The 12,692-nt window shown below is 74.2% G+C and carries 9 protein-coding genes; 4 read left to right on the top strand and 5 right to left on the bottom strand.

Annotation, left to right across the window (positions count from 1 at the left end):
- Window positions 1-2: 2 nt before the first annotated feature.
- The 3 genes from ACWDEN_RS08060 to lanKC all read right to left on the bottom strand — a co-directional run bounded on the left by ACWDEN_RS08060 (window position 3) and on the right by lanKC (window position 4,851).
- On the bottom strand, window positions 3-1,781 hold the full coding sequence (locus tag ACWDEN_RS08060; protein WP_450857957.1) for an ATP-binding cassette domain-containing protein: 1,779 nt from the start codon (window positions 1,779-1,781) through the stop codon (window positions 3-5).
- Between the two features lie 307 nt (window positions 1,782-2,088).
- Window positions 2,089-2,202, bottom strand: a complete 114-nt coding sequence (locus tag ACWDEN_RS08065; protein ID WP_055704589.1) for a SapB/AmfS family lanthipeptide — start codon at window positions 2,200-2,202, stop codon at window positions 2,089-2,091.
- Between the two features lie 36 nt (window positions 2,203-2,238).
- Entirely contained in the window at window positions 2,239-4,851 is a 2,613-nt protein-coding gene (gene lanKC / locus ACWDEN_RS08070) for a class III lanthionine synthetase LanKC (protein WP_450857959.1), read from the bottom strand.
- A gap of 199 nt (window positions 4,852-5,050) precedes the next feature.
- Here lanKC and ACWDEN_RS08075 point away from each other — a divergent pair, with 199 nt between their 5' ends.
- The 3 genes from ACWDEN_RS08075 to qcrB all read left to right on the top strand — a co-directional run bounded on the left by ACWDEN_RS08075 (window position 5,051) and on the right by qcrB (window position 10,188).
- On the top strand, window positions 5,051-7,510 hold the full coding sequence (locus tag ACWDEN_RS08075) for a SpoIIE family protein phosphatase (protein WP_450857961.1): 2,460 nt from the start codon (window positions 5,051-5,053) through the stop codon (window positions 7,508-7,510).
- A gap of 912 nt (window positions 7,511-8,422) precedes the next feature.
- Window positions 8,423-8,698: a hypothetical protein gene (locus ACWDEN_RS08080; RefSeq protein WP_351620949.1), complete on the top strand. Its 276-nt coding sequence runs from the start codon at window positions 8,423-8,425 to the stop codon at window positions 8,696-8,698.
- Entirely contained in the window at window positions 8,695-10,188 is a 1,494-nt protein-coding gene (gene qcrB / locus ACWDEN_RS08085) for a cytochrome bc1 complex cytochrome b subunit (RefSeq protein ID WP_450857963.1), read from the top strand. Before ACWDEN_RS08080 ends, qcrB begins: the two co-directional genes overlap by 4 nt.
- On the opposite strand, the gene ctaF is transcribed toward qcrB, so the two are convergent.
- Together ctaF and ctaD are read right to left on the bottom strand one after the other, a co-directional pair.
- Complete coding sequence (ctaF, locus tag ACWDEN_RS08090) at window positions 10,124-10,507, bottom strand: aa3-type cytochrome oxidase subunit IV (RefSeq protein WP_351620955.1); 384 nt, start codon at window positions 10,505-10,507, stop codon at window positions 10,124-10,126. The genes qcrB and ctaF overlap by 65 nt on opposite strands.
- Complete coding sequence (ctaD, locus tag ACWDEN_RS08095) at window positions 10,504-12,168, bottom strand: aa3-type cytochrome oxidase subunit I (protein ID WP_450857966.1); 1,665 nt, start codon at window positions 12,166-12,168, stop codon at window positions 10,504-10,506. Before ctaD ends, ctaF begins: the two co-directional genes overlap by 4 nt.
- Window positions 12,169-12,282: 114 nt before the next feature.
- Here ctaD and ACWDEN_RS08100 point away from each other — a divergent pair, with 114 nt between their 5' ends.
- A complete protein-coding gene (locus ACWDEN_RS08100; RefSeq protein ID WP_450857968.1) occupies window positions 12,283-12,651 on the top strand; it encodes a DUF6479 family protein in 369 nt (122 codons plus the stop codon).
- Window positions 12,652-12,692 lie beyond the last annotated feature (41 nt).

Genomic DNA, 12,692 nt, shown 5'->3' on the forward strand with positions numbered 1-12,692 from the left:
TGTCACCCCCCTCGCTCCCGCCGGTCCGGCCAGCGGCCCCGCACCTCCACCCCGGGCTCGTCCCGGATCTCCTCCTCGCCGTCCCCGAACACCGCCCGGTACTCCGCCTCCTGCCACAGCTCCCGGTGCGTCCCGACGGCCCTGACCCGGCCGGCGTCCAGCCAGGCGACCCGGTCCGCGCGGGCCGCCGTCGCGGCGCGGTGGGCGATCAGCAGGCGGGTGCGGTCCGGGTCGGGGGCCAGGAGGGTCCGGGTGATGTGGTGTTCGGTGACCGTGTCGAGACTGGACAGCGCGTCGTCGAGGATGAGCAGGCGGCCGCCGTGGGCGAACGCCCGGGCGAGGCCCAGGCGTTGGGACTCGCCGCCCGAGCGGGGCGCGTCGGCGAGGCGGGTGGCGTAGCCGTCGGGGAGGCGCCGTACGAAGTCGTCGGCGTGGGCGCGCCGGGCGGCGGAGCGGACGGCGGCCCCGGTGGCGGCCGTGAGCCCGAAGGCGATCGTGTCCTCGACGGTCGTGCCCAGCAGGGCGGGGCGCTCGAAGGCGTAGGCGACGGCGCGGCGCAGCTCGCCGTGGGCGAGGTCGGAGAGCGGGACGCCGTCGAGGAGGACCTCGCCCGTGTCGGGATCGGCGAGCCGGCCGGCCACCTCGGCGAGCAGGGACTTGCCGGCGCCGGAGCGGCCGACGACCGCCAGGGTGGTGCCGCCCGGGACGGTCAGGTCGACGCCGTCCAGGACGGTCCGTCCGCCCCGGCGCGCGGTCACCGCCCGCAGTTCCAGCCGTCCGTTGCCGGGCGGGAGGCGGCGGGTGCCGTGTCCGGGCGCGGGCTCGGCGCGCACCTCGGCGAGCCGGCCGGTCGCCGCGCGGGCCCGCGCGAGCGCGGCCAGCTGACCGACCAGGGCGCCGACGCCCGTGGCGAGGCCCGCGTACCGGGAGGCCGCCAGCATCTCGCCCACGGACAGGCGGTGCCGGGCCAGCAGCAGTCCGGCCACCGCCAGCACGCCCAGGTTCAGCAGCGGTGCCACGGTGACCGCGCGGGCGGCCGCCCGCCCCTGCACCCGCCACATGCGCTGTCCGGCGCGGGACAGTTCGGGCAGGGGCGCCAGGATCCGCGCCGTCTCGCGCTCCTCGGCACCCGCGGCCCGGATCGTACGGAAGCCGCCGACCGCCTCCGCCAGCGCGCCGGCGATCCGGCCCTGCACCCGCTGGTAGTCGGCCACGCATGCCGATGTGTCCCGGGCGAAGGCACGCAGCAGCAGGGCCAGGACCGGTGCCCCGGCGAGGAACACGCCGGCCAGCCACGGGTCGATGAGGCCGAGTGCCACCACGCCCCCGACGGGCCCGGCGACCGCGGCGAGCAGCGCGGCCAGCGCGCCCGGCGCGGTCCCGGCCTGCGCCGCGTTGCCGACCAGCCGTGCCACCAGGTCCCCGGCACCGAACCGGGCCGTCGCGCGCGGGCCGAGCGCCAGGACGTGCCAGGTGAGCTGCCCGCGCAGCCACGCCGTGGCGTGCGCGTCGGCGGTGCCGGTGAGCACCCCCGCGCAGCCGTCCAGCAGGGCGAGCAGCAGGACGACACCGGCACAGCAGCCGAGCCAGCGCGCGGCCGGGGCGTGAGCCAGCAGCAGGTCCAGGGTGTGGCCGAGCAGGGCGGGCAGCAGCAGGCCCGCCGCGGTGGCGGCCGTGCTGACGGCGCACAGCGCGGCACAGCGGGCGCCGCCCTGCCGCACCACCGCGCGTGACAGCGCGCGGCCGGCTGCTGAAGTGGCGCTGCCGGGGCCGGAGTTCATGGGCTGAGGCCTCGCTGGGACTTCGGACGGGAACGGGAGGGCTCCAGGACGGACGGCCGCCGCCGGGACGGAGGCCTCGGGCGGCCTCTGCTCACGGCGGCTGCCGGGCGGGGCTTTCGACGATGGTTCGCCGGTGGAGGCTGGACAGCCCGCCGGACCGAGGCCCGTCACCACCCGGCGCGGCACCGACTGACGGCTACCGCTTGCTCTCGCGGGGGGCTCCGGCGCCCCTTCCGGCCGGAGAGGCTCCGGACGGCCCCTCCCACGGGGGAGAGAGCCGTCCGGAGCCGTGGACTCACCGGCCCGGTCAGAGGCAGAGGAGAACGCTCGCCGCGGATACACAGGAGAGCAGGCTCGCGGTGCTTGCGCCGGTGTGGGTGTGCTCCTCGGACTCGAGGGTCTGCAGGTCCAGCAGTGCCATGACGGTGTCCTTTCCCTGATTGGGGACGGGGTTGTGTCACGACTCCGTCGGTGCGGAGCCGCGTGTGCGGGCCGCCGGTGGCGGCGGAAGGAAGGGCAGGTGCGCGGTGCGGGCGCCGTCGCGGGCCGCGGCGAGCGCGAGCAGGCAGCCTGCCGTACCGGTGGCGAGGTCCATGGAGAGCCGCATCATCTGGTGCCCGGGGAAGGCCAGTTGGCCCTGGTAGTCCATCGCGAACCAGCCGAGCCCCGCGATCTGCTGCTCCAGCCGGTCGCGCCCGGCACCCGGTGCGGTGCTGCGAGCGAGGTGCAGGATCATTCCGGCGCGGCCCTGGAAGAGGCCGGGCTGCGCGTAGAAGCGGGAGGTGGCGGCGGTGAGGATGGCGGACCGGGCGCGCTCGAACTCCGCGCTGTCCGCGTGGGCCAGGAAGTCGTCCAGGACCAGACCGATCCCCGCGCTGCCGTCGCCGAGGTAGGGCAGCGTCCGCCAGCCCTCGTCCACCTCCAGGCCGCCGCCCGCCTCCTGGGTCACACAGCAGTCCAGGTCGCGGCGGAGCGCCTCGCCCGCCGCGCTCAGGCAGCCCTCCTCGCCGGTCTCCTCGTACCGCCTGAGGAGGAACAGCGCCGGCCCGCTCGCGCCGCGCAGCAGCCCGGCGCGCCGGGGCGGACCGTCCGGGACGGGTTCGGCGAGTCGTCGTACGAGGATGTCGGCGGCCTCTGCGGCGTGCTGTCGCAGGGCCGGCTCGCCCGTCGTGTCCGCGAGGCGTCCGAGGACCAGGCCGAGCCCGGAGAGTCCGCCGTGCAGGTCGGAGGCGAGGCTGCGCCAGTTCTCCCGCAGGATGCCGTCCAGCAGGTCCAGCGCCCGCTGCCGGTGGCCGAGTTGATCGAGGACGAGGGCCACGCCCGCGAGGCCGTCGTACAGGCCGAGCGGCGTGCCGGGCGGTGGCGGGACCGTGTGGTCCAGCAGCCAGCGCTCGCCCTCGTCGTACCGGCCGGCGCCGGACGCCTGCAGCGCGTACAGCACACCGGCCGCGCCGTGCGCGAGGCCGAGGCCGCCGCCGTCCGCGAACTGGGCGATGTCACCGGGGAAGAGCCGGTCGTCGCGTTCCGGGGTGGCGGAGGCGAGGATCGCCTTCACCATCGAGTCCCGGCTGTAGGGCCAGTCGCCGGGCACCACCGGCGGGGCGGGCCGGGGGCGCCGGCCGCCCGCCGGATCCCGGGTGATCTCCGCGACCGCCTCGTCCAGGAAGGCGCGCGGCACGTCCGGGAACTGCTCGGCGATCACCTCCGCGAGATGCGCGGCCTTGCCGCGGTCCACCACGAACAGCGTGGTCACCGGAAGGAACAGGGCGAGCCGCAGACAGGCCAGCGCATAACGGTCGACATCGCTGCCGCGGCGGTCCGGCGGGGCGAAGAAGCCGGGGTGGGCGACGGTCTGCCGGGCGTTCTCCTCGGCGGGGGCGGCGGCCTCGAAGTCGATGAGGTACACCGACCGTTCGTCCTCGGACACCATGATGTTGAAGACATGCAGGTCGTTGAAGACCAGCCCGCGCGCGTGCACCGCCGCGACCGCCCGCTCCACCGCCGCGTTGATCCGCAGCGCCCACGCCGTGTACGCGGCGACCGCGGCCGGGTCGGGGTCGGGAGTGAGCAGCGGATGCCGCTCGGCGAAGAAGGAGTTGAGCGGGCGGCCCGCCAGGTGGTCCATGACCAGGAACCGGTGCTCGCCCAGCATGAACCAGTCCCGCACCTCGGGCACCACACCGGTCCCGGCGACCCGTTCCAGCGCCGCCCTCTCCCGCTCCAGCCGGGCCACCGCGTCCGCGCCGTCGGCGGCGAGACCCGCGTGCGGCCGGGCCTCCTTCAGCACCACCCGGCGCCCGTCCCGCGTGTCGGTGCCGGCGTACACCCCGCCTCCGTTGGAGAAGTGCAGCGCCTTCTCGATGCGGTACGGCAGCTCACCGACCGTCGTGGTGTTGCGGGCGTCGAGATGCGGCCGCAGGAACTCCGGCAGGGTCACCCACTCGGGCACCTGGAAGGACGGCGCCCGCCGGTCCGGCACGAGACGGCCGGCGCCGTCGGTCACCGCCGGGACCAGCGAGCCGCGCTCGTCGACGACGTACCGGCGGGCGAAGGCGCCGTAGCGGACGTAGAGCGGACCGTCGTACCAGCGCAGGTCGGTGAGGATGTACGGCCCCTCGGAACCCTCCAGCAAAGCACCCAGTTCCCGCAGGGTCCGGTGCAGCTGCTCCTCGTCCGCCGGATACACCGTGACGAACTTGCCGCTGGTGTCGCGGCCCGCGTACTTGGCGTTGCGCAGGTGCAGCAGGTGCGGGCCCGGCACGAACTTGAACGGGATGCGGCGCGGTACGCAGTAGTCCCACACGGTCTCCGCGATCCGCTCCGCGTTCGCGGCCGTCGCCGAGGAATGGATCTTCCAGCCCTGCGCCGGTGACGGCAGCGGCGCGCCGTCCGCGCCGACCGGGGTCAGCGTCAGCCAGTCGCCGGAGCGCGCCGCGTGCCAGCCGTCCGGGACGGCGCGACGCGCCGTCGTGAACAGCGGCGCCGGCTCACCGGCCGCTCCCGCGAGCCGGTCGGGCGTGTCGTAGAAGTGTCCGTCGGCGAGCGCGTACACCTCGTACCGCTTGTCCATGCGCCTCCCGTCCCTCGTCGTGTGGCCGCGAGACGACACTCGCAGGAGTCGGACGGTCGCGGACAGTCACACATGTCACGAGGTCACCGTGCGGAACGCACGCGTCAAGATGTGTTCGGCCCACTTTCGAGCGAACGAGGCCCCGCCATCGCGTCCGGAGCCTCCGCAGGGGCTGCGCCGGAGCCTCACACGCGCTGTAATGGCGAACGTGGTGAGGAGCGAGGGCGCTGCGATCAGCAGAACGAGAACGGAGCGTGCCGAAGCCGCCCTGGACACGCTCACCGCGGGGTCCGCCACGCCCGACCGGCTCCGCCGGGTCCTCGAACAGGCGCTGGTGTTCGCCGGGGCCGCCTTCGCCGGGGTCTACAGGCCCGGCGACGACCCGGCCCAGCTGCGCCTCGTCGAGTCGGCGGGCCTGCCACGCACCCTGTACGGGCTCCGCGACGGCTATCCGGCCGCCGGTGGTTCCCCGGTCGCCGAGGCCCACCGCACCGGGCACCCGCTCTGGCTCGGGCCCGAGCAGCTCGCCGGCTGCTCCGAGGCGCGGCGCACCCCGTCCCTGGACTTCTCCATGGCCGTCCTGCCGCTCGGCCCAGCGGGCGGCGGCTGTCTGCTGGCCGTCAGCGAGCACCCCGGCGGCTTCGGCAACGACGACCGCGCCTGCCTGGAGCTGGTCGCCCGCGCCATCGCCGTACCCTGTCCGACCGCGCCCGCCGGCGACGGCGGGGAGCTGCCGCCGGACGCCTTCAGCCTGGCCATGGACAGCGGCCGGGTCGAGGTCGGCGACGAGATCCTGCGGCTGTTCGGACTCGCCCGGGACACCTTCGACGGCCGCGTCGAGACCCTGCTGGCGCTCACCGTGCCCGAGGACCTGCCCGCGCTGATGTCCGTGGTCGAGGCCGACCACATGTCCATCGGCGACCGCGAGCTGGAGTTCCGCATCCTGCAGCCCTCCGGTCCGCCCAAGTGGCTGCGGCTGCGTGGCCGGCTGCTGCCCGGCGACGAGGGTCGCTCCGCCCGGCTCGTCGGCACCGTGGCCGACGCCTCCACCCTGCGCTCCGGCGTCACCGACGTGGCCCGGGTGCAGCGCCTGGCCGCCTCCCTGGCCACCGCCACCACGGTCAAGGACGTCGGTGAGGCCGTGGTCGCCGCCCTGCGCGGGCCGCTGCAGGCCGCCCGGATCGCGCTCGCCGAACTGGAGAACGAGCGGCTCGTCGTCACCGTCCTCGACCCGCCCGAACCCGATGCCTGGCCCGAGGTGTGGCGCAGCGAATGGCGCACCGAGTGGCCCGACGCGCCGGTGCGCGCCATGCCCACCCTGGCCGCCGCGCTGCGCGAGGGCCGCTCCCGGATCTGGCCCGCGGGCAGTCCGCTGGAACCCGCCCTCGCCGAGGTCGGCCCCGGGGGCCTCGCGGTGCTGCCGCTGCCCGCCGGTGGCCGCATGGCCGGCGCCTGCCTGATCGGCTGGGACCGCCCGCACCACTTCAGCCCCGACGAACGGGCCCTGCTCACCGCCTGCGCGGGCCTCGCCGGGCAGGCCCTGCTGCGCGCCCACGCCTTCGACGCCGAGCACGAACTCGTCGGCATGCTCCAGCGCACCCTGCTGCCGCGCCGGCTGCCCCGGCTGCCCGGCGCGGTCGCCGTCGCCCGGTACCTGCCCACCACCGCCGGACTGGAGGTCGGCGGCGACTGGTACGACGTGATCCCGCTGGCGGACAACCACGTGGCCCTCGTCATCGGTGACGTCCAGGGCCACAACGCGGGCGCCGCCACGCTGATGGGCCAGATGCGCACGGCGCTGCGTGCCTACGCCGCCGAGGGGCACGCGCCGGACGTGGTCGTCGCGCACGCCAACCGACTGCTCCTGGACATGGAGACCGACCTCTTCGCCACCTGCGCCTACGTCGACGTCGACATGGAGGAGGGCACCGCCTGGTGCGTGCGCGCCGGTCACCTCCAGCCCGTGCTGCGCCACCCGGACGGCACCGCCGAGATCCTCCGGGCCGAGGGCGGGCCCCCGCTCGGCGTGCTCGGTCAGGCCGAGTTCCCGATGACCCCGCTGCGGCTGCTGCCCGGCACGGTGATCGCGCTGACCACCGACGGCCTGGTGGAGGCGCCGGGCGCCGACATCGACGCCGGTATGGACCGGCTCGCCGCCCAGCTGGCCACGGCGGATCCCACCCACCTCGGCCTGGTGGCGGACGCCCTGCTCACCGGCGCCCACCGGGGCGACGACGTCGCCCTGCTGCTGATGCGCTACGACGGCATGACCGTTCGCCCGCTGCGGGAGAGCTGGACGGTGTGGCGGGTACCGCAGGCGGTCGGGCACGCCCGTCGCTTCACCCGGCGCACCCTGCGTGTGTGGGGCGTCTCGCAGGAGACCCTGGACGCGGCCCTGCTGGTGGTCTCCGAACTCGTCACCAACGCCCTCGTGCACACCGACGGCCAGGTCCGCCTCGACCTCAGCCTGGTCAACCACCGCCTGCGGCTCGCCGTCGCCGACGCCTCCCCCCGCAGCCCCGTCAAGCCCACCAGCATCGGCTGGGAGGCCACCGGCGGCCGCGGCATCCTCCTCGTGGAGGCGGTGTCGGCGGCCTGGGGCACGGTCCCGGTCAGCGGCGGCAAACAGGTATGGGCGGACCTGGTCCCCGGCCCTTGACGCCCGCGACCGGCCTCCGGCCCGATTGCGGCGCGTTGACGGCCACGGCCGGCCTCCGGCTGTGGTGCCTTGACGGCCACGGTTGCCCCCCGGCTGCCGCGCCTGATGGCCAGGACCGGCCGCGCCTGCGGCGGCTGACGGCCGGGACCCCTGCTTGCGGTGGCTGATGACCACGACGAGCCCCGGGCTGCGGTGCACAACGGCCAGGACCTGCCCCCGCCTGCGGTGCCTGACGTACAGGGCTGGTCCCCGGCTGCGGTGCCTGATGGCCAGGACCGGCCGCGCCTGCGGCGGCTGACGGCCGGGACCCCTGCTTGCGGTGGCTGATGACCACGACGAGCCCCGGGCTGCGGTGCACAACGGCCAGGACCTGCCCCCGCCTGCGGTGCCTGACGTACACGGCTGGTCCCCGGCTGCGGTGGTTGACAGACAGGGCCGACTCCCGGGTGCGGTGCCTGACGTCCGCGGAGGGCCCCGGCTGCGGCGCCTGATGGCCAGGAATGGCCGCGCCTGCGGTGCCTGACGCTTACGGTCGGCCTCCGGTTGCGGCGCGTCTGACGGCCAGGGCCGACCTGCGGCGGTGCCTGACGCCCACGCTGGTCCCCGCCTGCGGTGCCTGAGGGGCCAGGGCCCGCCCTGCCCCCTCCGGGGACCTCCCCCGCCGGCGGCGCCCGACAACCACAGCCGGCGCCGCCTGCAGCAGCTGACGCACCCCCGGCTCACCCCCCCGCCAGTGCCCGCCCCCCGCCAGTGCCCGCCCCCGGCTCCCGCCCCCTCGCCAGTGCCTCGCACACCCGACCCCCCGCCCCGCCGGACCGTACCCGTCCCCTGACCGCCACACGGGTGCGTTTCGTGCAGGTCGGTGAGGCTTGGGGAGGCGCATGCCGGGAGGGGTGCCTAGGGTCGATTGGTGTGGCACACACCTTCGACGAACTCGTGCAGAAACAGCGCGCGGCCGACGCGGCCCACGCCACGGTCGAGGAACTGCGGGACGCCTACGGCCCGCCGGCCGAGCGGCGGATGACCGGCGCCCAGTCGGGCACGTACGAGACCGCCCTGCGCGCCTGGCGGGACCTGGACCGGGACGTCCAGACCGCGCTGAGCGAGTTCGCGAGGGAGACGGGCCGGCCGCGCCCCGAGGTGGAGGCCGAGGTGGCCCGCGCGGCGGCGGAGTCCGAAGACGCATGAGCCGTGCCGGCCGCCGCGCCGAGCGGCTCGTCGACGCGGCCGACTCCCGGCTGCCCGTCCTGGAGGGCGGCCCGCTGCTGCGCAAGGCGTTCCCCGACCACTGGTCCTTCCTGCTCGGCGAACTCGCCCTGTACAGCCTGCTGGTGCTGATCCTGACCGGGGTCTGGCTCACCCTGTTCTTCCAGCCGGAGATGCGCGAGGTCGTCTACACGGGCCCCTATGCGCCACTGCAGGGAGTGCGCATGTCGGCCGCCTTCGACTCCACCCTGTACATCAGCTTCGACGTGCGCGGCGGACTGCTGATGCGGCAGGCCCACCACTGGGCCGCGCTGGTCTTCGTCGCCGCGATCGGCGCGCACCTGCTGCGGATCTTCTTCACCGGCGCCTTCCGCAGGCCGCGCGAGCTGAACTGGGCGATCGGGGTGACCCTGTTCGCGGTCTCGCTCGCCGAGGGCTTCGCCGGCTACTCGCTCCCCGACGACCTGCTCTCCGGCACCGGACTGCGCATCGCGCAGGGCATCATGCTGTCGATCCCGGTCGTCGGGACGTACGTGGCGTTCTTCGCCTTCGGCGGCCAGTACCCGGGTCACGACATCATCACCCGCCTGTACCCGCTGCACATCCTGCTGCTGCCGGGCCTGCTCCTCGCCCTGGTGGCCGCGCACCTGATGCTCGTCGTCCACCTCAAGCACACGCAGTGGCGCGGACCGGGCCACACCCAGCGCAACGCGGTCGGCAAGCCGTTCTTCCCGCAGTTCACCGGCTCGTCCGGCGGCCTGGCCGTCATCGTCGCCGGCGTGCTGGTGCTGCTGGCGGGCATCGCCCAGGTCAACCCGGTGTGGAACTACGGCCCCTACCGCCCCGACCAGGTCTCCACCGCCTCCCAGCCCGACTGGTACGTCGGCTTCCTGGAGGGCGCGCTGCGGCTGGTCCCACCGTGGGAGACGAACATCGCGGGACACACCCTCATGTGGAACGTGCTGCTTCCCGCGGTCGTCCTGCCCGGCCTGCTGTTCGCCGTGCTGTACGCCTACCCGTTCGTCGAGCAGCGGCTGACGGGGGAGTGGTGGGCCGAGCGGCACCTTTGCGACCGGCCCCGCGAGCGGCCGGTGCGCTCCGGCCTCGGCGTGGCGGGCACGGTCTTCTACGGCGTGCTGCTGCTGGCGGGCGGCAACGACGTCATCGCCCAGACCTTCCACGTCTCGGTCAACGCCATCACCTGGGTGCTGCGGGTCGCCTTCGTCGTGGCGCCGGTCCTCGCCTTCCTGGTCACCCGGTGGCTGTGCCGCGCCCTCACGGCGGCCGAGGAGGAGCGGCTGGCCGAGGGCGTGCCCACGGGCGAGATCCGGCAGAGCGTCACCGGCGGCTACGAGACCGATCACGAGCCCGGGGAGACGTTCCGGCCCGGCGCCCCGCGCAGAGCGCTCACCGGTGCGCGTACTGGAACACCATCCCGAACACCCCGCGCGCCAGAACGCCCAGCCCGATGAGGAACAGCCACAGGCCGAAGACCACGCCGGTCGCCGTCAGCGCGAAACCCAGCGCGGTGACGATCGGCCACAGGGACTCGTCGGGGAAGAAGGCCACCGGCCCGGCCGCGTCCGCCACTTCCGCCTCGGTCCGGTCCTGCGCCCGCGTGCCCCGGCGCCGGTACTGGATCAGGCAGAAGAACGCGACCAGTCCGGCCATCGCACACGCGACGACCAGCGCGACCGTGCCCGTCTCGTCCTGCGACCACACCCCGTACAGCGCCGCGGACCCGCCGAAGAACGCCGCGACCCCGCCGAACAGCATCGCCTCCGCCTTCATCGCGCCAGCTCCTCTCCGGCCGGGCTCTCGATCTCCGGGTGGTGCAGGTCGAAGGCCGGGGACTCGGAGCGGATCCGGGGCAGCGCCACGAAGTTGTGCCGGGGCGGCGGGCAGGACGTCGCCCACTCCAGGCCGCGCCCCCATCCCCACGGGTCGTCCACGGTGACCTTCTCGCCCCTGGTCGTGGTGCGCCACACGTTGTAGAGGAACGGGAGGGTGGAGACGCCCAGCAGGAACGCGCCCGCCGACGACAGGCTGTTGAGCAGTGTGAAGCCGTCCTCGGGCAGATAGTCCGCGTACCGGCGGGGCATGCCGGCCTCGCCGAGCCAGTGCTGCACCAGGAAGGTCAGCTGGAACGCCGGGAACAGCAGCCAGAAGTGCAGCTTGCCGAGCCGCTCGTCGAGCATCTTGCCGGTGAACTTCGGCCACCAGAAGTAGAAGCCGGCGAACATCGCGAACACCACCGTGCCGAACAGCACATAGTGCAGGTGCGCCACGATGAAGTAGGTGTCGGTCAGATGGAAGTCCAGCGGCGGCGAGGCGATCAGCACCCCGCTCAGCCCGCCCAGCAGGAACGACACCAGAAAGCCCATCGACCACAGCATCGGCGTCTCGAACGACACCGAGCCGTGCCACATCGTGCCGATCCACGCGAAGAACTTGATGCCCGTGGGCACCGCGATCAGGAACGACATGATGGAGAAGAACGGCAGCAGCACCGCGCCGGTGGCGAACATGTGGTGCGCCCACACCACCGCCGACAGCATGGTGATCGCGATCGTGGCCCCGATCATCGGCAGATACCCGAACAGCGGCTTGCGGGAGAACACCGGGATGATCTCCGAGACGATCCCGAAGAACGGCAGCGCCACGATGTAGACCTCCGGATGCCCGAAGAACCAGAACAGGTGCTGCCACAGCAGCGCGCCCCCGTCGGCCGCGTCGAAGACCTGCGCCCCGAACTTGCGGCCCGCCTCCAGCGCCAGCAGCGCCGCCGTGAGCACCGGGAACGCCGGCAGGATCAGGATCGAGGTGAACAGCACGTTCCAGGTGAAGATCGGCATCCGGAACATCGTCAGGCCCGGCGCCCGCAGGCACAGGATCGTGGCGATGAAGTTCACCGCGGTGAGCGTCGTCGACACACCCGAGACCACCAGCCCCATCGCCCACAGGTCGCCGCCCGCGCCGGGGGAGAAGTAGGCGCTGTTCAGCGGCGCGTAGGCGAACCAGCCGAACGCCGCGGCCCCGCCGGGCACCAGAAAGCCGGAGACCACCATCAGTCCGCCGAACACGAACATCCAGTACGACAGCGCGTTCAGCCGCGGGAAGGCCAGGTCCGGCGCGCCGATCTGCAGCGGCATGATGGCGTTGGCGAACCCGGCGAACATCGGGGTCGCGAACAGCAGCATCATGATCGTGCCGTGGACCGTGAAGAACTGGTTGTAGCCGTGCTCGCTCAGGAACTGCAGACCCGGCCGGGCGAGTTCCGCGCGCATCCCGAGGGCGAGCAGCCCCGCGAACAGGAAGAAACAGAACGCCGTGACCATGTAGAGCCGGCCGATCACCTTGTGGTCGGCGGTGGAGACCCAGCGCAGCAGGGCCCGGCCGGGACGCGGGGCGGGCGTCGTGTACCGCGCCACGACCTCGTGAGTGTCCGACATTTCCGGTAGTTCTGTCATCCCGGGTGACGCTACTCCCCGTGACCTGCGGCCTCCCGTGCGCCACGCCTTCACGGCCGGGGTCGTATCCGCCGCTCGGCCGGGTACCCGGGGGCCATGAACTCCGCCGTGCACACAGCCTCCATGGGCGCCCAGGTGTTCGGGTACGTCCTCATCCTGCTCGCCGGGGTCGCCTGCGCCGCCGGACTGATCTGGGCCTTCCGGCTCGGTTTCCGGGTGCGCAGCCGCGAACCTGCCCCGCCGCGACCCGATGAGCAGCCCCGGATGCCGGCGTCCGGGCCCGTCCACGAGATCCGCGAGATGCGCGAACCCGACGAGGTGCCCCGGGCCGCGGACGACAGCGAGCGGCTCACCCCCTACCAACTGGGCAACATCCGCAGCCGGCGAGCCGCCGACCAGCGCCGCCCGCGCTGGTCGCCCGGCTCCAGCGGATCCTTCGGCGGCGGGGGCGGCGGCCGGACCTGAGCCGGCGCGGCGTTTACGGGCGTGGCGGCACGGGGACCCGG

Source organism: Streptomyces sp. NPDC001153 (assembly GCF_053598315.1).

Bases quoted from the DNA above. Each gene is read 5' to 3' on its own strand.
- ctaF (WP_351620955.1), bottom strand. From the start codon at position 10,507: ATGAAGGCGGAGGCGATGCTGTTCGGCGGGGTCGCGGCGTTCTTCGGC.
- lanKC (WP_450857959.1), bottom strand. From the start codon at position 4,851: ATGGACAAGCGGTACGAGGTGTACGCGCTCGCCGACGGACACTTCTAC.
- qcrB (WP_450857963.1), top strand. From the start codon at position 8,695: ATGAGCCGTGCCGGCCGCCGCGCCGAGCGGCTCGTCGACGCGGCCGAC.
- ctaD (WP_450857966.1), bottom strand. From the start codon at position 12,168: ATGTCGGACACTCACGAGGTCGTGGCGCGGTACACGACGCCCGCCCCG.
- ACWDEN_RS08100 (WP_450857968.1), top strand. From the start codon at position 12,283: ATGAACTCCGCCGTGCACACAGCCTCCATGGGCGCCCAGGTGTTCGGG.
- ACWDEN_RS08065 (WP_055704589.1), bottom strand. From the start codon at position 2,202: ATGGCACTGCTGGACCTGCAGACCCTCGAGTCCGAGGAGCACACCCAC.
- ACWDEN_RS08075 (WP_450857961.1), top strand. From the start codon at position 5,051: ATGGCGAACGTGGTGAGGAGCGAGGGCGCTGCGATCAGCAGAACGAGA.
- ACWDEN_RS08060 (WP_450857957.1), bottom strand. From the start codon at position 1,781: ATGAACTCCGGCCCCGGCAGCGCCACTTCAGCAGCCGGCCGCGCGCTG.